This is a genomic window from Stenotrophomonas sp. 364 (genome assembly GCF_009832905.1).
In the GTDB taxonomy this organism is placed as follows: Bacteria; Pseudomonadota; Gammaproteobacteria; order Xanthomonadales; family Xanthomonadaceae; genus Stenotrophomonas; species Stenotrophomonas maltophilia_AP.
The window spans coordinates 814,948-835,409 of record NZ_CP047135.1 but is presented as its reverse complement, the minus strand read 5'-3'; the positions used below and the strand labels follow the sequence as shown (position 1 = coordinate 835,409).

The window sequence follows — 20,462 nt, the reverse complement described above, 5'->3', positions numbered from 1 at the left end:
CTGCCCCTGAACACGCTGCTGGATGCGCTGTTCCCGCGCGGGCACGCCGTCGCGGTGAACGACGCAGTGCTGACCGGCAGCGCCTGCACCGACGATGGTGAGGTCACCGTGATCGGCACCACCGACAAGCTCGAGGTCGGCGTGGACCATGCGCTCACCCTGGCCACCGCAGTGCTGGCCAGTACCGCCGCGCACCCGCAGCGGCCGATCGTGATGCTGGTCGACACCGCCGGCCAACGCCTGGCCCGCCGCGATGAACTGCTCGGCATCAACGGCTACTTCGCGCATCTGGCGCAGACGCTGGACCTGGCCCGGCGCCGCGGCGCGCCGCTGGTCACCCTGGTGTACGGCGAATCGGTGAGCGGTGGGTTCCTGTCCTTTGGCCTGATGGCCGACCACATCCATGCCCTGCCCGACGCGCAGGTGCGGGTGATGGACCTGCGCGCGATGGCGCGCGTGACCAAACAACCGCTGGAAAAGCTGCAGGCGCTCAGCCTGAGCTCACCGGTGTTCGCCCCCGGCGTGGAGAACTACGTGGCCATGGGCGCGGTGCACACGGTGTGGGAGCACGACCTGGCCCAGGCCCTGCTGGAAGCGCTGCGCACACCCGCCGACGGTGACCGCCGCGCGGTCCTCGGCGCGCAGCGCGGCGGCCGCACGCTGGCCGCGTCGGTCGCGGCGGCAGTGGTGGCCGGCGATGCCTGAGCAGCCTGCCCGCCACACCCTGGTGTGGATGTCGGCACAGGCCGCCTGGCGTGCCGAGGTGCCTGCACAGGATCCGCGCCTGGCCGCCTGGTTCGCACAGGGCTGGCCAGCCGTGGTGGCGCGGCGCGCCGCCGACGATCCCGATTCGCGCGTACGCCTGGGCGTGCCGCTGCCGCCGAACGAAGGCAAGCAGCGGCTGGCGTTGCGCGTACCGCTGCAGGACATCGAGCGGCAGCAGCCGCCGCTGGCGTTGCATGCGCTGATCACCCGCCCCGACCGCCTGATCAGCGCCGAGTGGTACATGGCGCTGCAGGGCCTGGACGCGATCGCACCGGCCCGCGTGTTCGGTGCATTTGCCTGGCAGGCGCTCACCGGGCTGCCGTATGTGCACGCCCAGTCGGACATCGATCTGCTGTGGCAGGTGCACACGCCGCAAGTGGCCGACCGCCTGGTGCAGCGGCTGCAGGCGTGGGAAGTACGCGAAGGCCGGCGCGTGGACGGTGAACTCTGCCTGCCCGGCAGCGCGGCAGTAAACTGGCGCGAGTACGCCGGCAGCGCGCGGCAGGTACTGGTCAAACGCACCGACGGCGCCATGCTGGCGCCGCGCGATACCTTGTTCCTGCCCACCGGTGTTGCCGCATGAACGCCCTGGCGCAGGCGCGTGGTTCGGCGCTTGCAGCGGTCGACTGCGCGCGCCTGGGCCGGCTGGCCATCGTCAGCCTGCACGCCGAACTGGCCTGCGCGCCGAAGCCGGGGCTGGTGACGCCGTTCGACCGCGGCAGCCACACCGATATGGACGCCGGCAGCTTCCTGCGCAGCCTGTTCGCGCTGCGCCACTACTTCCGCAACGTGGCGCAGGCCGGCGCTGACGACGCGCCCTTCTCCGTGTTGCGCGACCACGGCATCGCCGCCGAAGCCGCGATGCTGCGCGCTACCGGCGGCATCAATACCCATCGCGGCGCGATCTTCAGCCTGGGCTTGCTGGTGGCTGCAGCGGGCGCCTGCCGGCGCGAGCGCGTCGGCGTGATCACCGCCGACGCAGTGTGTGTGGCCGTGCAGCGCTGGGCGCCGGCGCTGGCCGTGGCCCCGCTGGATCCAAACAGCCCCGGCCAACGCGCACGTGCACAGCACGGCATCGCCGGTGTGCGTGAGCAGGCCATCGCCGGCTATCCACTGCTGCGCGGTATCGGCGTGCCCGTGCTGCGGGACGCGCTGGCGGCCGGGCTGCCACGTGACGCCGCGCTGTGCCACACCTTGATGCACCTGCTGGCCCACACCGACGACCTCAACCTGCTGCATCGCGGCGGCACGCAGGGACTGGCATGGGCGCGTGCGCAGGCGGTGAGCTTCATCGCCGACGGCGGCGCCTTTGCACCGCACTGGCGTACCCGCATGCGGCAGCTTGGCGATGCCTTCGTAGCGCGCCGGCTCAGCCCCGGTGGCAGCGCCGATCTGCTGGCCTGCAGCTGGTTCCTGCTGCAGCAGGAGCGCGTATGAGCCTTGCCCTGCTCTGCCCCGGCCAAGGTGCGCAGCATCCGGCGATGTTCGACCGGGTGCGCGACCTGCCCGCCGCACGCGAGGTGCTCGACACCGCCACCGCGCTGCTGGGCCGCGATGTCACCGCCGCGGCGGCGGCAGACGATCGGTTCGACAACGCGGTGGCCCAGCCACTGCTGTGTGCGGCCAGCCTGGCGCACTGGCAGGGCCTGCGCGAGCGGTTGCCGCCACCGGCGCTGGTGGCCGGTTACAGCATCGGTGAACTGGCCGCGCAGTCCATCGCCAGCAGCTTCAGTGCGACCACCTGTCTGACGCTGGCGTCCCAACGCGCGCAGTTGATGGATGCCGCCAGTCCGTCCGACGCGGGCATGCAGGCGCTGCTGGGCCTGCCGCGCGTGGCGGTCCAGGCATTGTGCGACACACACGGCGCCTACATCGCCATTGCCAACGGCCCCGATCATTTCATCCTGGGTGGGCGCAGCGCGGCACTGCGCGCACTGGCCGCGGACGCCGTGCAGCAGCGTGCCGAGGTGCGCGTGCTGCCGGTGCATGTGCCGGCGCATACGCCGCTGCTGGCCAGTGCCGCCGACGGCTTCGCCCGGGTACTCGCGCAGGCTCCCTTGCAGGCGCCGCAGTGGCCGGTGCTGGCAGGCATCAATGCACGCCCGGTGCGCGATCGTGCCGCACTGGAACACAGCCTGTCGGCGCAACTGGCGCAGACCATCGAGTGGGCGCAGCTGATGCGCCAGGCATTCGAGCGCGGCGCGCGGGTGTTCCTGCAGCTGGGTCCCGGCACGGCGCTGGCGCGCATGGTGGCCAGCGCGTACCCGTGCTGCGAAGTGCGCGCGGTGGAAGAGTTCCAGCGGCTGGAGGGCGCGGCGGCGTGGGTAGATGCCGCGCTGGGCCGGCAGCAATAAAGGTGGGAGTTGCCTGTAACACGCCGTAACCCGGGATGGCGGGTTTCCATCCTTGCTGTACGCGAGTCAAGTGTCTGGGAGGGCGCATGAGTCCACAAGTCGCAACGATCATCGGTCTGGTGATCATGTTCATCGTCGCCACCGCCCTGCCGATCAACATGGGTGCGGTCGCGTTCGCGTTGGCCTTCATCATCGGCGGCGTGTTCGTCGGCATGGAAGGCAAAGAAGTGCTGGGTGGATTCCCGGGGGACCTGTTCCTGACCCTGGTCGGCATCACCTACCTGTTCTCCATCGCCCAGAAGAACGGCACCATCGACCTGCTGGTGCATTGGGCGGTACGTGCGGTACGTGGGCGCATCGTGGCCATTCCCTGGGTGATGTTCGTGGTGACCGCCGTGCTTACCGCGTTCGGTGCGCTGGGACCGGCCGCGGTGGCGATCATCGGCCCGGTGGCGCTGCGGTTTGCCAAGCAGTACAGGATCAACCCGTTGCTGATGGGCCTGCTGGTCATCCATGGCGCGCAGGCTGGCGGGTTCTCGCCGATCAGCGTGTACGGCAGTATCACCAACGGCGTGGTGCAGAAGGCCGGGCTGGAAGTGACCGAGATGGCGGTGTTCCTGACCAGCCTGGGCTTCAACTTCATGATGGCCACGATCTGCTTCTTCGCTTTTGGCGGCGTGGCGCTGCTGCGTCGCGGTGCGGTGTCGGTGGGCGGTGGCGTGGGTACGGCCGAGCTGGCGATGGCCGGTGGGCCGCAGGCGTCGTCGCGGCAGTTCGCGATCGAAGGCCACGGTGCGCTGGTGTCGGCCGGTGGCGGCACGCTGTCCAACGACCCCGATGCACTGGAGGCGGTGGGCATCACCCGCGAGCGTGTGTTCACCCTGATCGGCCTGCTCGGGCTGGGCGTGGCCGCGCTCATCTACAACCTCAACGTTGGCCTGGTGTCGATCACCGTTGCGGTGGCGCTGGCGCTGCTGTCGCCGAAGAGCCAGAAGGGCGCGGTGGACGGCATCAGCTGGTCCACGGTGCTGCTGATCTGCGGCGTGGTGACCTACATCGGCGTGCTGCAGGAAGCGGGCGCGGTCGACTTCATCGGCAATGGCGTGTCGCAGATCGGCATTCCGCTGCTGGGCGCGCTGCTGGTCTGCTACGTGGGCGGCATCGTCTCGGCGTTCGCCTCGTCGGCGGCCGTGCTGGGCGCCACCATCCCGCTGGCGGTGCCGTTCCTGATGCAGGGGCACCTGGGAGCGGCAGGCGTGATCTGCGCGCTGGCGGTCTCCTCGACCATCGTGGATGTCAGCCCGTTCTCGACCAACGGTGCGCTGGTGGTGGCCTCGGCCGCCAAGGAAGAGCGTGAATCGCTGTTCCGCCAGTTCCTCATCTACAGCGGCCTTGTGGTTGCCTTCGGCCCGCTGCTGGCCTGGCTGGTGTTCGTGGTGCCGGGCTGGATGTAAGGGCTCGCGCTGGCGCCCCCTGTTTCAGGGGGCGTTCCACCCGGACGGATGATGTCAGGGCCGGTCAACGAACGGAGGGATTACAATTCCGCATGGCCATTGCTCCCGCACCTCGCTCGACCAAGAAACGCGCCCCGCTGTACGAAGAGGTGGCCGAGCACGTGCGCGAGCGCATCTACGACTACCGCCTGCCCCCGGGCGAGTGGATCGACGAGCCGGCGCTGTGCGAAGAACTGGGCATCAGCCGCACCCCCCTGCGCGAGGCGCTGAAGCTGCTGGCCGCCGAGGGCCTGGTGCAGATCGATGCCGGGCGCGGGTGCCGGGTAACCCGGTTGACGCTGGAGGACCTGAACCAGCTGTTCCCGGTGATGGCGATGCTGGAAGGTCGTTGCGCGCACGAGGCCGTCAAGCATATCGACGAGGCCGGCGTGCAGCTGCTGGAAGACCTGCACGCGGCCATGGAAGCTGCCGCCGCCGAGGGCAACATCGCCGAGTACTACCGCAACAACTACCTCATCCACGAAACCGTGCAGCACTATGCCGGGAACCCGTGGCTAATCCGCATCACCCACGACCTGCACCGCATCCTGAAGATGCACCGCGGTCGCCAGCTGCTGGCACCGGGCCGCACCGCGCAGTCGCTGGCCGAACATCGCGAGTTGCTGGCGTGCTTCCGTGAGCGCGATGCCGAGGCGGCCGAACGCACCATGGAACGCCACCTGCTCAGCCAGGGCCAGGCGTTGGCTGCCTACGTTGCCTCGGGCGGGCTGTTGAACGTGCCCGCGCCGTTGCCCACCGAAGGCGGCAGCTGAGCTTGTAGTGCCGGCCGCTGGCCGGCTCCCCGCGATCCAACATCGTGCAGAGCCGGCCAGCGGCCGGCACTACCAGTGTGCGCGGTGTCTCGGTGCATCGCGGTGTACCGACCAACGGTCGGTATCAACCCGGGTCCGCGCGGTGTTCCGAGTGCATGGCGATGCAGCGACCACCGGTCGATGCCGCGCCATGATGGAACGCGCCCAGCCAACGGCCATCACCGCGGCGGGCGGGTTTCGCGCAGGGTCCACATCACCGGCAGCACCAGCAGCGCGACCACGGCGATCATGGCGCCGGGTGCTGCCGCCCAGCCGGTGTGGCGCACCAGCAGCTCGGCCAGCAGCGGCGTGGCGCCACCGAAGAACGCGGTGGCCATGGTGACTCCCAGCGCCAGCCCGCTGAGGCGGCCTTCGCCGGGGAACTGTTCGGCCGTGGCCGGGGCGGCCACCGCGCTGACGCCACCGGCCAGGCAGGCCAGCACCACCGCCGCACTCCCGATCAACCAGGTCGTGCCACCGGCCATCAGGCTGAACATGCTCAACGGCAACAACGCCGACAACACTGCCAGCGCAATCAACACTGGCCGCCGCCCGATCCGGTCGGACAACGCACCGGCCAGCGGGGTCACCACGATCACTGCCACCGCTGCCACCGTGGACAGCCACAGTGCCTCCGATTCCCCCACCTCGCCCGCCGAGCCCAGAAACGCCGGCACGTAGGTGATGCCCACGTAATAGGTGATCGAGCCGAGTGCGGAAATCGCGAAGGTGCGGGCCACTGCACCGCGGTGGTAGCGCCAGGTGTCGCGGATCGGCGAGGTGGGCACGGTGCCGGCCGCCTGCTGCCGCTCGAACTCGGGCGATTCGTGCATGGTCGAGCGTGCCAGCAGGATCGCCCCGGCCAGTGCTGCGCCGACGAAGAACGGAATGCGCCAGCCCCACCCGTCCAGCTGCGCGGTACTCAACACCGCCACGGTCAACGCCGACAGCGCCACCGCCAGCAGCGCGCCGACCTCGCTGGCCGCCGATGCCAACGAGGTGACCAGGCCACGGCGGCGCGCAGGCGCGGTCTCCAGCAGGTAAGCCACCACGCCGGTGTACTCACCGCCCACCGAAAAGGCCATCAGGCAGCGCAGCAGCAACAGCAGCATCCCGGCGCTGGCGCCGATGCTGTCGAAGGTGGGCAGCAGCGCGGTGGCCAGCATTGCCAGGGTCATCAGCAGCATCGAGGCCAGCAGCATGTAGCGCCGCCCGAAGCGGTCGCCCAGATGCCCGAAGCACAGCGCGCCCAACGGGCGCATCAGGTAGGACACCGCGAACCCCGCCAGCGTGGCCAGCAGGGCGTTGTCGCCGCCGCCAAAAAATACCCGCGACAGCACCGTGGCCAGGTACAGGTACAAGGTGAAGTCGTACCACTCCACCACGGTCGACAACCCGGCCACGATCATCGAACGGGTGCGTGCCGGTGACGGCGACGGCGCGCTCACCGGCACCGCCCACGCACGGATGCGCTGCCGATACGACAGCAGGACAGACTCAACGGCATCGCGACTCCCACCAGCACTTGAATGCCGCCGAGCCTACGATATCCGACCGCCGGGCAGGCTCACGCAGTCACCACATCGCGCCTGCGCAGACCCCGCCGAACCGCCTCAGGCCGCCTGCGAAGCGGCCGCACGCGTGTAGCGCAGCAGCCGCCCACGCCCCGGCGCATCGCCTTCGTCATCGAACAGGCCGTAAGCCTCGTCAACGGTATAGCCCTGCGCGGCCATGGCACGCGAGAACGATCCCACGTTGCCGCGCCCCGGATCGGTGAGCAGCAGTTCGGCCGTGGGACGTGCGTGGCGCTCCATCATGCGGGCGATCTGCAGCGCGTGGCCGCGCTCGTACAACACGTCGCTGCCGATGATCAGATCGAAGCGACCCAGTGTCGTATCCGGCAGCTCCCACGGCAGATCGCGGTAGTGCAGCGCGGGCAGGTCATTGAGCCCGGCGTTGTAGGCCAGGAAGGACTCGGCCAGCGGATGGTGGTCGCTGGCCACCACGTCGGCCCCGCGATGGGCCAGCACCAGGCTGGCCAGCCCCAGTCCACAGCCCAGCTCCAGTACGCGTTTGCCGGCCACGTCGAAGCTGTGCATGGTTTCGGCCAACACGCGACCGGCCGGCCAGACCTGGCCGAACAGACTCCACAACGAGGAATGGATGCCGGCGCGTTGGGCCCGGCCGGTGGGATCGGCGAACTGCTGCAGGTCGCTGAGCGCGCGGATGCGGAAGTCGTGACCGCCGACCGGAATGGTGAGAATGCGGGTGGTATAGCCCGGCATGTGCGCTCCGTTGGACACGGGGAGCACGGCGGCCCTGTTGGACGCCGTACCCGGAAAATGGAGCGAAGCGGGCGGTCAGGTGCGGACCGCGCAGGACGCGCGTAATGGCGTGTGACGCAGCCATCCTACAGCAGCCGGCCCACCGGCAGTTTCACCCGTCTGATGCCTGGCCCCGCTGCCCAGACGCCCGTTGTGTCAGTACTTCACTTGGCAGTTCGGGCAAAAGAAGGTCCGCCGTTTGCTGCGCCCCGGGTAGGTTTTGGACAGCGGCCCGCCACAGCACGGACACGTCCGTTTGGTGTGCACCTGCCAGTGCTGGCGCAGCGTGCCGGCCTTCTTCCACGCCAGGAATGCCTCGCTGTAGGTGCGTGCGTCGGCGATCACCTTGCCCAGCGTGCGCGGCGGGATGCTGCCGATCGTCGATTCGGGATGCACGCGGGTACGGAACAGCACTTCATTCTTGATGATGTTGCCGACCCCGGCAAACAGCGCCTGGTCCAGCAGCGCATCGCAGATCAGGGTGTCCGGCTGCTGCTTGAGCCGGCGCCGGGCCAGGCGCGGATCCCAGTCGGGCGAGAGCACGTCGCCGCGCCAGTCGTAGGTGTCCTCCAACGGCCCTTCGATGTACTTCAGCGACGAGGCATAGATGTTCAACTCGCCGTTGTCGAACTGCAGCGACACGCGCGCTGGTGAGGGCTTGCGTTCGTCGACGCGGTAGCTGCCGAACATCAGCATGTGCACGCGCAGGCTGAAGCCGCTGAACTGGATCAGAAAGTGCTTGCCCCAGCTGCGCAGCGCCAGCACCCGCCGCCCTTCCATGCGGGTGAGGTCCAGGCTGCTGTTGCCCAGTGCGCGGCGCACGGTCTTGCCGCGGAACTTGGCGGCGGCTTCGCGCAGAATGACGATGGAGGGACCTTCAGGCATGCGTGACGATCTCCTTCAGGCGCAGGGCATTGGCGATCGCAAAGCCATGGGCGGTGTTGTCGAAGATCACCCACGGTGCCTGCGCCTGCCCTGGGTGTTGCACGAGGTGTGCGGCAAGATTGGCCAATGCGGCATCGGGGTAATCGCTGTAATACATGCGCGGCGAACCGTGCCAGCGCCAGTACCGCCACCCCTGCGCGCCGCCAGGAAGCGCCGCGGCGGCAACGCGCGCCGGATCCACCGCGGCCCGGGAAATCGCGTGGCGCTGCAACAGTGCCTCGGCCTGCGCGCTGAACCAGCTGGCATGGCGAGGCTCGCAGACCACGGGCACTGGCGTGCGTCGACGCAGGGCGCGGAAAAAACTCCCGGCGCGGCGTGTATCCAGGGCCAACGATGGCGGCAACTGCAGCAGCAGCGCGCCCAGCGTGCGCCCCAGCCCGCCCACCTCGTCCAGGAAGCGGTCCAGCAGCGGGCCGACGCCCACCAGCCCCGAATCGTGCGAAATCGTCCGGGGCAGCTTCACCGAGAAACGAAACTCCGACGGAACGGTGGCCGCCCAGCGCGCGTAGGTGGTGCGTTGGTGCGGCCGGTAGAACGAGGAATTGATCTCCGCCACCTCGAAGCGCGTGGCATAGCGTGCCAGCGCGCTGTCGCCGGGCCCGAAGTGCGCCGCGTAGCGGCTGGGAATCGACCAGCCCGCACACCCGATCTTCGGCATGCCCGACGCGTCCATGTCGGCCTCCCTCAGCGCAGGATTTCGCCCTGGTCTTCCCCGTCCCAGTAATGGATACGCGCCGCAGCTACCTGGATCAGCACCAGGCCCGGACTATCCACGCCCTGCTCGAACCAGCGCTCCAGGTCTTTCACCCAGTGCTGCTGCATGATCGTCTTGTCGCGGTGAAGGGTTGCCCTGCCCTGCACCGCCACGAACAATGGCGGCTTGCCCAGCAGCGACTTGCTGCCGCTGAAGCTCAGCGCCACCTTCGGGTCCCGGGTGATCTCGCGGACCATGTCGGTGTCTTCGGTGGTGAAGAACCAGCTGTCGCCATCGTAGTCCACGTCACCGTTGTTGCTCATCGGCCGCGCCGCGATCTCGCCGCTGTCGGTGTGGGTCTGCAGCATGGTGAAGTCGATGTTGGCCATCTTCTTGGCCAGTTCGGGCAGGGTCAGGGTGGTCATGGCGCATCCGGGTTGGGGACAGGCTGCCAGCGTCGGCGGAAGGCAGTGACCGTGCCGTGGAGGCGCGCTGTCCTGGCCTTCACGCGATGCCGGAGCACGGCGGGCCGCATCGGAGGCAGACAGCCGCGCATGGCGTGGCTCTACCGGGGGCGGGCGTCGATGAACACGGGTTGGAATGGAACCACAGGTCCTGCCACGGGTCTTCGCCCTTGAGGTCGGCCAGCGGGGTGGGCTCGCCCGTGTTGCTTGGGCTCGCCCGTGTTGCTGCCGCGGGCGCGCACGACGCCTCCGTGGGCAGGCATCGGTCACGCCCGGGGGTCGCGCTGCAAAAGCCCCTTGACAGCAGCACGCCGGCGGACCACCATCAGTTAACGAATTAGTTAACTACCGCCATGGATCGCATCTTCGAAGCCCTCGCCTCCACTGCCCGCCGACAGATCCTGGCCTACCTCAATGGCGGCGAGTTGAGCGCCGGCGAGCTGGGCGAGCGCTTCGATTTCAGCAAGCCGGCGCTGTCCAGCCACCTGCGCATCCTGGAGGACGCCGGGCTCATCGAACGCGAGAAGCGCGGCCAGTTCGTGTACTTCCGGCAGGTGCCCGACAGGCTGGCCAACACCCTGTTCGCGTGGGCCGCCGAGGTCTGCCCGGTGGGTGGGCCATTGCAGCGTGAGAGCCGCGCCCGTGCGCGCCGCAAGCCTGCTACCTGAGCCGTACCGCCGCAGGACAAGGAGAACGTCATGCTCGATACCCACCGCGTCAGCCGCTCGTTTCCCAGCATCAGCCTGCCGTCCTGCGGCGATGGGAGCCCGGTCGAAGTGGCGTTGATCGCCCAGCTCGGGATCGGCGCCGGCGATGCGCTATTGCGCGACGCGGGCCTGCGCCAGGCACAGCATCCGCGCTTCGTGGATGCGCTGGACGAACCTTCCGCCCGGCTGGGCGGCATGCACCTGGCGCACGGCGATGCCTCGTCGCTGTACTCGTTCTCGGTAGGCCGCACCGGGCATCCGTTCCATCGCCATGCCGGCCCGCGCATGTTCACCGCCATTGCCGGCAGCGGCGGCGCCCAGCTGCGCTTTTCCACCGTGTCCGATGCACAACTGCAGCAGGACCCGGCCGCCTTCGTGCGCGCCCTGCGCTGCATCGACGTGCCGCCGGACTGCCTGTTCACTGTGCGCTTCGGCAGCGGTACCTGGCACCAGTTCGTGTCGCGTCATCCCCGGCATCCGGCGCTGTTCGCGCTGTCCTGCCACGCCGATGAGCGCAGTGGCGCGTTGAGCGATGCGCAACGTGCGCGCATCGATGCAGGCGCCGCCGACATTCCTTCGCTGACCGACACCCTGCCGCCGGCGTTGCAGCAGCTGCTTGAGCAGACCGACCTGGACCAGCTTCCGCAGGTGACGCTGTCGCTGCGCGCACCGGCCGCCTCGATGCTGGCGCGCTGCTGCGCCGGCAGCCGCGATCTGGTCGGGCGGGTGCGCAGCGGCCTGGCGCGGGTGCGCCCGGCCCAGGGCTACATCGGACAGCGCGCGGCATGCGGCACGCTGGGCACGCAGGCGGAGGCGCCGGCCGATTCACTGCTGCAGCAGGCGTTGCCGCAGGGCTTCGACCACCAGGATTACACCTATGTCACCCTGCCCGCCCACAGCGTCGGCGGGCATTCGGCGCGTGCACTGCTGGAAGCGGTGCTGGAGGGATTCGTCCGCAACCCACCGCCGGGCGTGGGCCGGCTGATGGCCCTGCGCAACATCCTGGTGACCCCCTTGCGGCTGCGTACCTCGCCGCTGGGCTGCCCGGTGTCCTCGCTGCTGTCCGACGGTCCCGGCGAGCGGTTCGCCGGTCGCTTCCCGGTACACGCCCAGGCCAGCGACGCCGCCGACCGCAGCGCCGAGGTCCTGCTCGGCGCCGACGACCGCCACCTGCAGTTCCGCTCGTGCGTGCGCGTGCAGATTCTGGACGATGGTGCGGCGGTGATCGCGCTGGGCACAAAGGTGCGTACGCTCAATGCGTTCGGTCGCCTGTACATGGCGGCGATCAACCGGGTGCACCGCCGCCACGTCAGCCCGGCGATGCTGCGCATGGCCGTGGCACACGCACTGGCACCGGAACTGGCCACGGCGATATCGCTGCAGGACACCGCCCTGGCCTGATCGGGTGGGCTCAGCGCTGGCGATCCGCGAGCCGTGCGACCTGCGCGGCCAGGTCGCCCGCTGCGCACTGGCCGAAGCGGGCCAACGGAATGTCCGCCATGCCGCGGCGCGTGCCTTCCTGGAAGGCCGGATCGGGCTGACCGCAGTGCGGGCAATGCAGCTCCACCGACCAGGCCGAGCCTTCAGGTGGATCGGCCAACGCGGCCAGCACCGGCCACAGCGCGGTGTCCGGATCGTCAGCGAGCAGCACGGCGACCTGCGCTGGTACCGCGCTGAAGCCGTCCACGATCGCGTGCTGGCGTCCGTCCACACTGCACAGCATCAGCGCGCCGTACACCGCATCGCCCAGGCTGGGATGGGCGAACGCCTCACCGCAGTGGCTGCAGCGGGCGTCAAACAACGGCACGGTGCGCACGGTCTGCATGCTCAGCCGCCGTCGTACGGGCCGGCGCCCGGGTAAACCTGCAGCAGCGCGCGGGTCAGCGTGGTGGGGTACACGGTGAGGTGGTCTTCGGCCGGGATCACGCGGTTGTCCACCTGCAGGCCCTGGTAGCCACGCTGGCGCAGGCGGTCGGCGAACGCCTGCGTATCGCGCACCATGTCGTTGCGGGGGCCGTCCACCGCATCGGGCGTGGGCGTCTCTTCGCTGCCGATCGCCAGCAGTACCCGCGCCGGCAGCGCGCGGTGCTGCTGCGCCTAGTCCTGTTCAAGGCGGTCGATGTAGTGCCCATCGAACCACAGCGACGGGCTGGACAGGATGTAGGTCTGGAACATCTGCGGGCGCGTGAGCAGCACATAGGTGCCGAACAGGCCGCCGTAGGAATGCCCGGCGAAACTGCGCCGTGCCGGATCGGTGCGGTAGCGCGCGTCCACCGCGGGCAACACATGCGTGGCCAGGAAATCGCGGTAGTGCGCGGCACCGCCGTAGACCACGTCGTCGCTGTAGTCGTCGTCGGCAGTGCGTTGCGGCTGGGTGGGCGTGTAGTCGCGCGAGCGGCTCTGTTTGGAGGTCAGCCCCTGCTGCGGCGGCAGCCCGACCAGGATGAAATCTTCCAGGTTGGCGCCGCCCTGCCCCACCAGGTTGCGCACGCTGCGCACCAGCGGAAAGCTGTACAGCGCGTCGGTGACGAACAGCACCGGGTAGCGCCGCTCCGGGTGCTGCGCGTAGCTGGCCGGCAGCGCCACCCAGATCGGGTAATCGCGCCCGGCCGGATCATGCACGCTCCAGCTCTCGGTATCGGGCAGGACCACGCCTGCCGCCGTCGCCGCAGGTGTACTGCGCAGCGCATCGCCCTGCAGCGCACAGCCACCGGTGGTAGCCAGCACCATCATCGTTCCCAGCACGTTGCGCATCGCTTTCATCCGCGTTCTTTCCGCCCTATCAGCGCGCAAGCGTCGCAATTCCCTGCGGGCTTGCCAAGCTGCGGCGTTCAGCTGCGGTGAGGCTGGCCGCGCTCAGTCACCCCCACCGCCACCGTCTCCGCCCCCACTGTCGCCGCCACCGTCGCAACTGTCGATGTCCGCGGCGCACCGCGTGCCGCCGTTGTCACCCTCACCCCACGCATAGCCGCTGTCATTGACGTAGGACGGTCCCGGATCGCTGCCGCCGCCATCGCCAGCGCGCGTCATCGCCACGAACACCAGGCACAACAGCGCCCCGACCACTGGCAGCAGCCAGACCAGCAGCAGTTGCGCGACACGTTGTGGTCGCGGCACGTCCGGGCGGTTCCACACCTGTACCGATGCCACCGCATTGAGCAGCACCAGCATCGCGGCCAACAGCAGGATCAGCATGCATACGCCTCTATCCAGCGACGGCGGCTGCCGTCGATGGCCGGACTATAGCGCGCCGGCGATCTGACGGTCCGGCGCGCCCTGGCGCAGCGTGATCAGGGTGATCTCCGACGGCACGCCGATGCGCGCGGCGAAACCGGCCCACAGCCCGGCACCGTTGCTGACATACAGGGTCATGCCGTCCACCGCGTAGCGCCCGGACACGTAACCACCGTTGGCACGCTTGACCAGCTGGTCCATGCCCACGATGTGCCCGCCGTGGGTGTGCCCGGACAACTGCAGTGCGACGCCGCGTGCGGCATTGGCACGCGCCGCCCCGGGGCGGTGGTCGAGCAGGATCACCGGGGCATGGGGATCGGCGCCGGCCAGCGCGGCGGCCAGGTCCGGCATCGGCAGGCCGTAGCGCGCCGCCACCGGGTCGGTGACGCCGGCGATGGTCAGCACCGCACCGTCGCGGCGGACCTGAGTGTGGGTGTTCTCCAGCACCTGCATGCCTTGCGCGCGGAAGGCCTGCATCCAGTCGGCGTACTGCGCGTAGTACTCGTGGTTGCCGGTGATGGCGATGACACCGTCGGGGGCGCGCAGCTTGCCCAACGGGGCGAAATCGGCGGCACGCGCAGCCACCGTGCCGTCGATCAGGTCACCGGTGATCACCACCAGGTCCGGCGACAGCGCATTGCTGTTGGCCACCACCTTGGCCACCCAGGCACCGGTCAGCAGGCGGCTGGCGTGGATGTCGGTGAGCTGCAGCACGCGGTACCCGTCGAACTGTGCCGGCAGACCATCAATGGCCACCTCGATGTGTCGGGTCTGCGGCACGGCCATGCCCTGCCAGATGCCATACGCCGACACCACCAGCGCCACACCCATCGCGGCCGGCCGCAGCCACGCCGTGCGCAGTGCGGCGGTGGCACGTGGGCAGCGCAACAGGCGCGCGCCCAGCAGCAGCGCATCCAGCACCAACACTGCCAGTGCGCCGATCAGCAGCGCGGTGAAGCCGGTGGCGAGCACCGCGATGACCGGTTTGGGAAGTTCCGGCGAGGCCATGGTGCCGGCGAACCGGGCCACGATACGGTGATGCAGGGCCAGCGACACCACCAGCAATCCAAGCGGGCCACGCAGTGACAGCGACACCCGCAACGGCCACACCACGCGCCACACCAAATACAACGCAAGCAGCACACCAACAACACTCAGCACAGGCAGATCCAGTTTCAATGGGGGAGAGCCGACATCGCGCTACAGGGCGAGAAGGCAGCCCCCATCTTTGCCGAATCCGCCGGCCGCTGCCACCGCGCCACTGTCATGTTGGCCACGATGCGCCTCGTGGCCGGCCGACACTTACCGGCGCGGGGGGCGTGCGATGCCGGTTGGCGCCGCGGCACGCGTGGCGGTTGCCGCCTTGGGTGCCGCACGTTTGCGCGGCGCCGCCTTTTTCGCCGCCTTGGCCGCCACGTTCACCGCTACCGCAGCACGGATCAGCGCTTTCAGTGCCGTCGCGTTGATCGTGTCGCCCTCGCGCAGGTCTATCGCGCGGCGCGTGTTGCCGTCCAGGCTCGCGTTGAACAGCCCGGCCGGATCGTCGAGCGCGGCGCCCTTGGCGAAGGTCAGCTTGACCGCGTGCGCGTAGGTTTCGCCGGTGCACAGGATGCCGTCGTGTTCCCAGACCGGCACGCCGCGCCACTTCACCGTTTCCACCACCGCCGGGTCGGCCTGCTGGATGATGCGGCGCACGTGCGCCAGGGTCGTGCCGCGCCAGTCGTCGAGGCCGGCAATCTTCGCGTCGATGACCTGCGCGGCCGACGGGCTCTGGTCGGCCGATGCGGTGGAGGTGCTGCGGGAGGCGGCCTTGGTCATGGGAATGTCCTGGCAGGGATGGCAGTTGGAGAAACCACCGGCACGCGGGCCAATTACATGCGCTCGCCCGGCAGGCGGCTGGCCTGGCGGACCCAGGCGCTGAACTGCGCCTCGTCCAACGGCGCCGTTTCGCGGATATGCAGGTAGCGCGTGTCCTGGCTCTTCGACGGCTCCGGCGGCACCGGCTTCAGCGCGGTGCCCCGGAAGAAGGCCACCTTGATGTACCCGGTGAAGCAATGCAGGCTCAGGAACCAGCCGTCATTGCCGGCGGCATACAGCGGTGAATTCCACTTCACCGCCTTGCGCACGCCCGGCACCGCTGCGCTGATCAGGGCATCCATGCGTTCACCCACGGCGCGTTTCCAGCCGGGCATCGCCGCGATATAGGCCTGTACGGGCGCGTCGCCCTCGCCTTTGGCGATCTGCGGATTGCCGCCGGCCAACAGGCGCGGCGCAGCCTTGGCGGGCGGGGTAGCAGCAGACGGTGTTGATCGCTTTGGCATGGTGTACGCCTTCCGGAAGCGGCCCAGAACCGCCTTATAGACCCCAGTGCACGGGATGGCAACGCAGGCAGGGCTCAGCGCGCGTAGCGGTACACCCGATCGTGCGGATCGCCGCGCGGGGCGCCGGCATCCAGCGTTCCGCCCAGCCGCCTCCGACCGTAAGAGGCTGAACAAAACCCGCCAGCGCCGCCGCCAGCACTTGCGTCGGGCAGGTCGCGCGCCTATAAATGAGCAAGCACTCACTTACTCATTCCCATGGCCCGCCCGCTCAGCGAACAGAAACGCGACGCTATCCTCGACGCTACCGCCAAACTGGTGGCCGCGCAGGGCATTGGCGCGTCCACGGCGCAGATCGCACGGGCGGCGAAGGTGGCCGAAGGCACGGTATTCACCTACTTCGAGACCAAGGACGCGCTGCTCAACGCGCTGTTCGTGCGTCTGGAAACCCGGCTGGCCATGGTGCTCGGCGCGGACTTCCCGGACCAGGCCGACGCCCGCGACCTGGTGCTGCATGCCTGGAACGCGTTGATCGCCTGGGGCTCGACCTACCCCATCGATCGCATGGCGCTGCGCCAGCTCAAGGTGTCCGAGCGCATCAGCGCGCACACCCGCAGCGAATGCGCGTGCCTGTTAGGCAGCATGCTGCAGGCGCTGGAAACCAGCCTGGCCAGCCACATCGATCCCGAACGGCTGCCGTTCTACCTGGGCCGGGTGCTGATCAACCTGCTGGAAACCACGCTGGAGGCGATGGCGGCCGACCCCGAGAACGCCGCGACGCTGCAGCAGGCCGGGTTCGACCTGTTCTGGAAAGGCATCCAACGATGACCCCGTTTTTTCCTCAAATAAATGAGTGCGTACACACTCATAAACCAGAAGGCGCCGCATGAGAGCCCTCCCCCTGCTTGCCCTCGCCTTCTCCCTCACCGTACTTATCGGGATGACCCTCACCGTGCCTATCGCCTCCAATGACCAGTCGCCGCAGATGCACGACGGCCACTTCACCAACGTCGCCCCCAAGCCCAAGGAAACCGTCACCGGTACGCTCAAGCTGCTGTGGGAATTCCTGTTCGACCGCCCCGCCGGCACCACGCCGCCCGCGCCGCCACCGGTGCATGCGATCACCGCCGCCGAGCTGGCCAGTGCCCCCGAGCACAGCCTGTACCGGTTGGGCCATTCGACCCTGCTGGTGAAACTGCGCGGCGGCTGGTGGCTGACCGACCCGGTGTTCTCCAAGCGTGCCTCGCCGGTGCAGTGGATGGGGCCCAAGCGCTTCCACGCCCCGCCGATCGCGCTGCACGACCTGCCGCCCATCCGCGGCGTGCTGCTCTCGCACGACCACTACGACCACCTCGACCGCGCCACCATCAAGTACCTGGCCAGCCGCGCCGATGTGTTCCTGACCCCGCTGGGCGTGGGCGACCGGCTGATCGCCTGGGGCGTGCCGCGCGACCGCGTGCGCCAGCTGGACTGGTGGCAGGAAACCGAGGTGGACGGCGTGCGCTTCGCGGCCACCCCGGCCCAGCACTTCTCCGGCCGCGGGCTGCGCGACGGCAACCGCACGCTGTGGGCGTCGTGGGTGATCCTGGATGACGGTCTGCGCCTGTTCTTCAGCGGCGACACCGGCTACTTCGACGGCTTCGGCCAGATTGGCGAGCGCTACGGGCCGTTCGATGTCACCTTCATCGAAACCGGTGCCTACGACGCCAAGTGGCCGTTCGTGCACATGCAGCCCGAGCAGACCGTGCAGGCCCACCAGGACCTGCGGGGCCGCTGGCTGCTGCCGATCCACAACGGCACCTTCGACCTGGCCCTGCACCAGTGGGACGAGCCGTTTGAACGGGTCAGCGCACTGGCGCGTCAGCGCGCAATACCTCTGGCCACGCCGGGCATGGGCGAACGCCTGGACCTGGACGCACCACAGCCGGGCACGCCGTGGTGGCGCCAGGTGAAGGCCGAACAGGACGCGCGCCGGATCACCCCGGCGGGCAGCGCGATGTGATCAGCGCAGGCCGACCACCGCGATGATGACCACCGCGATGCACCAGGTGATCGCCGTGCACAGGCGCACCTGCTGCACGGTCAGGGGTTCGGTGAACAGGTCGACCAGGTCGAAGCTGAGCAGCGAAAACAGTCCCTGCACGCGCTCTGCGCCGCCCAGGAAGACAATCCAGAAACTCACCGCAGTGATGGCCAGCAACAGCAGGAAGAACAACATGGACAGGTCCTTGATCCGGGTGATGCTGGACGGGGCACGGCGAGCCGGGCAGGTGCCGGGCACTGCCGCAGCATAAGCCAACGCACCCCGGTTGCACGCGCAGCCGGGGTGCATCTGCTACCGTGCCGGCAGCCGTCCGACTGCCCCTGCAATGCCCCTGCCGACCCAACCCGTGTATTTCCTGCCGCTGAGCGAAACAGCGCTTGCCGCGTTCCTTGATGTGGGGCAGATCCCGGCCAGCGCGCTGGAGCGTGCCGGCCTGTTCGCCGCAGCGCTGTGCCAAGGGCGCGCCCATCACAGCGCCGCGCTGACCCGCCTGATCGACCAGGCCTGCGCGCTGTTTGCCGCGCAGCCCGATGATGCCGATGCCCAGTTCAAGGCCCTGGCCGCCGGCATGCCTGGCCAGCTCAACGACGCGTTGCAGGCCTTGGCTGCACAGAGCGTGGTGCTGGGCCCGGACGCGGTGGTGGCCGAGTTCTGCCGGATGTCTCCGACGGACTACCCGGTGGATCCGTTCCAGGCGGCCTGCCGCACCACGCTGGAGCCGCACACCATCCGTTTCTATACCGACGCCGCCGGTGAAGAACCCGATGACGTCGGGATCGACGTTGCGCAGGCCCCGGCCTATGTCGAGCGCACCCACGATTACACCGCCGAGCAGGCCCGTGCACTGCGCGCGATCGTGGCCAACGATGACGAACACATCGATCTGGACGCCTACGCAGGCGCGGGCAAGACCCACCTGATCCTGCAGCTGCTGGACAGCGCGACCCGGCGCTACACCTACATCGCGCCACGTCCCAGCCAGGTGCAGGCCTTCCGGCGCCGGCTGAGTGGCGCGCTGCCGATCGAGGTCCTGTCGCAGATCAGCTTCGCCAACCAGATCGCCGGCGCCGCGTTCCGCCAGGGCATTCTGGGCACCGCGTTCCGCCCGACCTTCCAGATCAGCAAGGCCTCGTTCCGCGACATCGCCCAGCGCATCGGCCTGCAGCCGATCGGCAACCATGCCCCCACCAGCGTGCTGCGCGTGGCCTTCGACGGCATCGCCGCCTGGTGCCGGTCGCCGGCCGAGCGGCTGGAGCCGCGCCACTTCGTCCGCGCGTTGCCGTGGGCGATGATCGATGCCGGCCCCTACATCGCCGCCGCCGAGCACGTGTGGCGCTGCATGTTCGACCCGGCCGTGCAGAAGACCACCCTGCTCAGCCTCAACGTCGACCATATCGGCAAGTGGCTGGCCCTGCACGGTGCGCGCATTCCCACCCTGTGGGGCACGCTGCTGATCGATGAAGGCCACGACATGAGCCCGGCCTGGAAAGGCCTGTTGTCCGGCTACGAAGGGTCGGTGATTAGCCTGGGCGACCCCAATCAGCGCCTGGTGGGACGTGCGCCGCGCTTTGCCACCGGCATGAAGCTGGAGATCGCCCAGTCCGTGCGCCAGGGCCGGCTGGTGGAGCACCTGGTCAACGAGACCATGGCGCTGGACGCCACCGGCTTCTTCGACGGGCCGTTCGAAGGCTCGGCCGACCAGCCCACGCTGACCCGGACCTACACCAGCTGGGACGAGGTTCCCGGCAATGGTGCGCGCGTCTACGGCAACCCATGGCGGCTGCTGGAAGAAGCCCAGCGCCTGGCTGCCGCCGGCGTCCCGTTCGGCATTCATCCGGACACGCTGACCAGCGTGGGCCGCGATGTGAACCGCGGCGAAGAGGCCTACCGCGAAATGACCTCGCATGGCGGCAGCAGCCAGCGCTGGGAAGCGCTGCTGGCCGAATGCAGCGAGCAGGACATGCCGCAGATCCCGCGCATGTTCATGCGCGGCTACAACCGCGACCGCTTCATCGAACTTGGCCAGCGCCTGGCCGAGTTCCACGACGCCACGCTGCAACTGCTGCTGGTGGAGCATGCCAAGAACACCGAGTTCGCGGTGGTGGCCATGTCGATGTGCTGCTTCCGCACCGGCTTCGGCCGGGGCTACGCGCACAACCCGGTGCGTGCGGCATACACGGCGATGACGCGCGGCACCCAGCAGCTGTGGCTGCCGGTCGGCGCGCTGGACGAACTGGGCCAGAGCATCGCCCGCTTCCAGGCCAACCGCACCGACTACCGCCGCAGCAAGCTCACCCGGCGCTAGCGC

Annotated in this window: 24 protein-coding genes; 11 read left to right on the top strand and 13 right to left on the bottom strand. The window is 69.1% G+C overall.

Going from position 1 to position 20,462, the window contains the following annotated elements; all coding sequences use genetic code 11:
* The 6 genes from mdcE to GQ674_RS03970 all read left to right on the top strand — a co-directional run bounded on the left by mdcE (nucleotide 1) and on the right by GQ674_RS03970 (nucleotide 5,385).
* Nucleotides 1-705, top strand: a complete 705-nt coding sequence (gene mdcE / locus GQ674_RS03995; protein WP_159499216.1) for a biotin-independent malonate decarboxylase subunit gamma — start codon at nucleotides 1-3, stop codon at nucleotides 703-705.
* Nucleotides 698-1,348 (top strand): malonate decarboxylase holo-[acyl-carrier-protein] synthase, encoded by a 651-nt coding sequence (gene mdcG / locus GQ674_RS03990; protein ID WP_159496047.1) that lies wholly within the window; start codon nucleotides 698-700, stop codon nucleotides 1,346-1,348. The genes mdcE and mdcG overlap by 8 nt, the downstream gene beginning before the upstream one ends.
* Entirely contained in the window at nucleotides 1,345-2,202 is an 858-nt protein-coding gene (mdcB, locus tag GQ674_RS03985) for a triphosphoribosyl-dephospho-CoA synthase MdcB (protein ID WP_159496046.1), read from the top strand. The genes mdcG and mdcB overlap by 4 nt, the downstream gene beginning before the upstream one ends.
* Complete coding sequence (gene mdcH / locus GQ674_RS03980) at nucleotides 2,199-3,119, top strand: malonate decarboxylase subunit epsilon (RefSeq protein ID WP_159496045.1); 921 nt, start codon at nucleotides 2,199-2,201, stop codon at nucleotides 3,117-3,119. Before mdcB ends, mdcH begins: the two co-directional genes overlap by 4 nt.
* Before the next feature lie 86 nt (nucleotides 3,120-3,205).
* A complete protein-coding gene (locus tag GQ674_RS03975) occupies nucleotides 3,206-4,573 on the top strand; it encodes an SLC13 family permease (protein WP_159496044.1) in 1,368 nt (455 codons plus the stop codon).
* 92 nt (nucleotides 4,574-4,665) lie between these two features.
* Nucleotides 4,666-5,385, top strand: a complete 720-nt coding sequence (locus GQ674_RS03970) for a GntR family transcriptional regulator (RefSeq protein WP_159496043.1) — start codon at nucleotides 4,666-4,668, stop codon at nucleotides 5,383-5,385.
* Between the two features lie 218 nt (nucleotides 5,386-5,603).
* On the opposite strand, the gene GQ674_RS03965 is transcribed toward GQ674_RS03970, so the two are convergent.
* From GQ674_RS03965 to GQ674_RS03945, 5 genes are all read right to left on the bottom strand, one after another.
* Nucleotides 5,604-6,833 carry an MFS transporter gene (locus GQ674_RS03965; protein WP_159499214.1) on the bottom strand — a complete coding sequence of 410 codons (1,230 nt, stop codon included), beginning with the start codon at nucleotides 6,831-6,833 and terminating at the stop codon, nucleotides 5,604-5,606.
* 204 nt (nucleotides 6,834-7,037) lie between these two features.
* Nucleotides 7,038-7,709, bottom strand: coding sequence for a methyltransferase domain-containing protein (locus tag GQ674_RS03960; protein ID WP_159496042.1), 672 nt, complete (start codon nucleotides 7,707-7,709; stop codon nucleotides 7,038-7,040).
* 195 nt (nucleotides 7,710-7,904) lie between these two features.
* On the bottom strand, nucleotides 7,905-8,633 hold the full coding sequence (locus GQ674_RS03955; protein ID WP_159496041.1) for a DNA-formamidopyrimidine glycosylase family protein: 729 nt from the start codon (nucleotides 8,631-8,633) through the stop codon (nucleotides 7,905-7,907).
* Nucleotides 8,626-9,366 carry a DUF72 domain-containing protein gene (locus GQ674_RS03950; protein WP_159496040.1) on the bottom strand — a complete coding sequence of 247 codons (741 nt, stop codon included), beginning with the start codon at nucleotides 9,364-9,366 and terminating at the stop codon, nucleotides 8,626-8,628. Before GQ674_RS03950 ends, GQ674_RS03955 begins: the two co-directional genes overlap by 8 nt.
* 11 nt (nucleotides 9,367-9,377) lie before the next feature.
* Entirely contained in the window at nucleotides 9,378-9,812 is a 435-nt protein-coding gene (locus GQ674_RS03945; RefSeq protein WP_159496039.1) for a pyridoxamine 5'-phosphate oxidase family protein, read from the bottom strand.
* A 392-nt stretch (nucleotides 9,813-10,204) separates the two neighbouring features.
* Here GQ674_RS03945 and GQ674_RS03940 point away from each other — a divergent pair, with 392 nt between their 5' ends.
* Together GQ674_RS03940 and GQ674_RS03935 are read left to right on the top strand one after the other, a co-directional pair.
* Nucleotides 10,205-10,519: a metalloregulator ArsR/SmtB family transcription factor gene (locus tag GQ674_RS03940; protein ID WP_128096117.1), complete on the top strand. Its 315-nt coding sequence runs from the start codon at nucleotides 10,205-10,207 to the stop codon at nucleotides 10,517-10,519.
* Between the two features lie 30 nt (nucleotides 10,520-10,549).
* Entirely contained in the window at nucleotides 10,550-11,959 is a 1,410-nt protein-coding gene (locus GQ674_RS03935) for a DUF2867 domain-containing protein (RefSeq protein ID WP_159496038.1), read from the top strand.
* A 10-nt stretch (nucleotides 11,960-11,969) separates the two neighbouring features.
* Here GQ674_RS03935 and GQ674_RS03930 read toward each other — a convergent pair whose 3' ends face one another.
* The 7 genes from GQ674_RS03930 to GQ674_RS03905 all read right to left on the bottom strand — a co-directional run bounded on the left by GQ674_RS03930 (nucleotide 11,970) and on the right by GQ674_RS03905 (nucleotide 16,113).
* Entirely contained in the window at nucleotides 11,970-12,383 is a 414-nt protein-coding gene (locus GQ674_RS03930; RefSeq protein ID WP_159496037.1) for a hypothetical protein, read from the bottom strand.
* A gap of 2 nt (nucleotides 12,384-12,385) precedes the next feature.
* Nucleotides 12,386-12,580, bottom strand: coding sequence for an RES family NAD+ phosphorylase (locus GQ674_RS21565; protein ID WP_236546181.1), 195 nt, complete (start codon nucleotides 12,578-12,580; stop codon nucleotides 12,386-12,388).
* Nucleotides 12,581-12,655: 75 nt separating this feature from the next.
* Nucleotides 12,656-13,321: an alpha/beta hydrolase-fold protein gene (locus GQ674_RS03925; protein ID WP_236546180.1), complete on the bottom strand. Its 666-nt coding sequence runs from the start codon at nucleotides 13,319-13,321 to the stop codon at nucleotides 12,656-12,658.
* Nucleotides 13,322-13,414: 93 nt separating this feature from the next.
* On the bottom strand, nucleotides 13,415-13,753 hold the full coding sequence (locus tag GQ674_RS03920; RefSeq protein WP_159496036.1) for a hypothetical protein: 339 nt from the start codon (nucleotides 13,751-13,753) through the stop codon (nucleotides 13,415-13,417).
* A gap of 45 nt (nucleotides 13,754-13,798) precedes the next feature.
* Nucleotides 13,799-14,953, bottom strand: coding sequence for a metallophosphoesterase (locus GQ674_RS03915; protein WP_159496035.1), 1,155 nt, complete (start codon nucleotides 14,951-14,953; stop codon nucleotides 13,799-13,801).
* Between the two features lie 141 nt (nucleotides 14,954-15,094).
* Nucleotides 15,095-15,610 carry a DUF1801 domain-containing protein gene (locus GQ674_RS03910; protein WP_159496034.1) on the bottom strand — a complete coding sequence of 172 codons (516 nt, stop codon included), beginning with the start codon at nucleotides 15,608-15,610 and terminating at the stop codon, nucleotides 15,095-15,097.
* A gap of 53 nt (nucleotides 15,611-15,663) precedes the next feature.
* On the bottom strand, nucleotides 15,664-16,113 hold the full coding sequence (locus GQ674_RS03905; protein ID WP_159496033.1) for a DUF1801 domain-containing protein: 450 nt from the start codon (nucleotides 16,111-16,113) through the stop codon (nucleotides 15,664-15,666).
* A gap of 255 nt (nucleotides 16,114-16,368) precedes the next feature.
* On the opposite strand from GQ674_RS03905, the gene GQ674_RS03900 reads away from it, so the two are divergent.
* On the top strand, nucleotides 16,369-16,938 hold the full coding sequence (locus GQ674_RS03900; protein ID WP_159496032.1) for a TetR/AcrR family transcriptional regulator: 570 nt from the start codon (nucleotides 16,369-16,371) through the stop codon (nucleotides 16,936-16,938).
* A 112-nt stretch (nucleotides 16,939-17,050) separates the two neighbouring features.
* Complete coding sequence (locus tag GQ674_RS03895; protein WP_159499212.1) at nucleotides 17,051-18,112, top strand: MBL fold metallo-hydrolase; 1,062 nt, start codon at nucleotides 17,051-17,053, stop codon at nucleotides 18,110-18,112.
* On the opposite strand, the gene GQ674_RS03890 is transcribed toward GQ674_RS03895, so the two are convergent.
* Nucleotides 18,113-18,328, bottom strand: a complete 216-nt coding sequence (locus GQ674_RS03890) for a hypothetical protein (protein WP_159496031.1) — start codon at nucleotides 18,326-18,328, stop codon at nucleotides 18,113-18,115.
* A gap of 151 nt (nucleotides 18,329-18,479) precedes the next feature.
* On the opposite strand from GQ674_RS03890, the gene GQ674_RS03885 reads away from it, so the two are divergent.
* A complete protein-coding gene (locus GQ674_RS03885; RefSeq protein ID WP_159496030.1) occupies nucleotides 18,480-20,459 on the top strand; it encodes a hypothetical protein in 1,980 nt (659 codons plus the stop codon).
* Nucleotides 20,460-20,462: the final 3 nt, after the last annotated feature.

What these genes read in the sequence shown, in the direction of transcription:
- GQ674_RS03945 (WP_159496039.1), bottom strand. Translation starts at nt 9,812, where the DNA reads ATGACCACCCTGACCCTGCCCGAACTGGCCAAGAAGATGGCCAACATC.
- GQ674_RS03940 (WP_128096117.1), top strand. Translation starts at nt 10,205, where the DNA reads ATGGATCGCATCTTCGAAGCCCTCGCCTCCACTGCCCGCCGACAGATC.
- GQ674_RS03910 (WP_159496034.1), bottom strand. Translation starts at nt 15,610, where the DNA reads ATGACCAAGGCCGCCTCCCGCAGCACCTCCACCGCATCGGCCGACCAG.
- GQ674_RS03885 (WP_159496030.1), top strand. Translation starts at nt 18,480, where the DNA reads ATGCCCCTGCCGACCCAACCCGTGTATTTCCTGCCGCTGAGCGAAACA.
- mdcB (WP_159496046.1), top strand. Translation starts at nt 1,345, where the DNA reads ATGAACGCCCTGGCGCAGGCGCGTGGTTCGGCGCTTGCAGCGGTCGAC.
- GQ674_RS03950 (WP_159496040.1), bottom strand. Translation starts at nt 9,366, where the DNA reads ATGGACGCGTCGGGCATGCCGAAGATCGGGTGTGCGGGCTGGTCGATT.
- GQ674_RS03975 (WP_159496044.1), top strand. Translation starts at nt 3,206, where the DNA reads ATGAGTCCACAAGTCGCAACGATCATCGGTCTGGTGATCATGTTCATC.
- GQ674_RS03920 (WP_159496036.1), bottom strand. Translation starts at nt 13,753, where the DNA reads ATGCTGATCCTGCTGTTGGCCGCGATGCTGGTGCTGCTCAATGCGGTG.
- GQ674_RS03955 (WP_159496041.1), bottom strand. Translation starts at nt 8,633, where the DNA reads ATGCCTGAAGGTCCCTCCATCGTCATTCTGCGCGAAGCCGCCGCCAAG.
- mdcH (WP_159496045.1), top strand. Translation starts at nt 2,199, where the DNA reads ATGAGCCTTGCCCTGCTCTGCCCCGGCCAAGGTGCGCAGCATCCGGCG.
- GQ674_RS03895 (WP_159499212.1), top strand. Translation starts at nt 17,051, where the DNA reads ATGACCCTCACCGTGCCTATCGCCTCCAATGACCAGTCGCCGCAGATG.
- GQ674_RS03970 (WP_159496043.1), top strand. Translation starts at nt 4,666, where the DNA reads ATGGCCATTGCTCCCGCACCTCGCTCGACCAAGAAACGCGCCCCGCTG.
- GQ674_RS03965 (WP_159499214.1), bottom strand. Translation starts at nt 6,833, where the DNA reads ATGATCGTGGCCGGGTTGTCGACCGTGGTGGAGTGGTACGACTTCACC.
- GQ674_RS03960 (WP_159496042.1), bottom strand. Translation starts at nt 7,709, where the DNA reads ATGCCGGGCTATACCACCCGCATTCTCACCATTCCGGTCGGCGGTCAC.
- GQ674_RS03935 (WP_159496038.1), top strand. Translation starts at nt 10,550, where the DNA reads ATGCTCGATACCCACCGCGTCAGCCGCTCGTTTCCCAGCATCAGCCTG.
- GQ674_RS03905 (WP_159496033.1), bottom strand. Translation starts at nt 16,113, where the DNA reads ATGCCAAAGCGATCAACACCGTCTGCTGCTACCCCGCCCGCCAAGGCT.
- GQ674_RS03900 (WP_159496032.1), top strand. Translation starts at nt 16,369, where the DNA reads ATGGCCCGCCCGCTCAGCGAACAGAAACGCGACGCTATCCTCGACGCT.
- GQ674_RS03925 (WP_236546180.1), bottom strand. Translation starts at nt 13,321, where the DNA reads ATGAAAGCGATGCGCAACGTGCTGGGAACGATGATGGTGCTGGCTACC.
- GQ674_RS03930 (WP_159496037.1), bottom strand. Translation starts at nt 12,383, where the DNA reads ATGCAGACCGTGCGCACCGTGCCGTTGTTTGACGCCCGCTGCAGCCAC.
- mdcG (WP_159496047.1), top strand. Translation starts at nt 698, where the DNA reads ATGCCTGAGCAGCCTGCCCGCCACACCCTGGTGTGGATGTCGGCACAG.
- GQ674_RS03890 (WP_159496031.1), bottom strand. Translation starts at nt 18,328, where the DNA reads ATGTTGTTCTTCCTGCTGTTGCTGGCCATCACTGCGGTGAGTTTCTGG.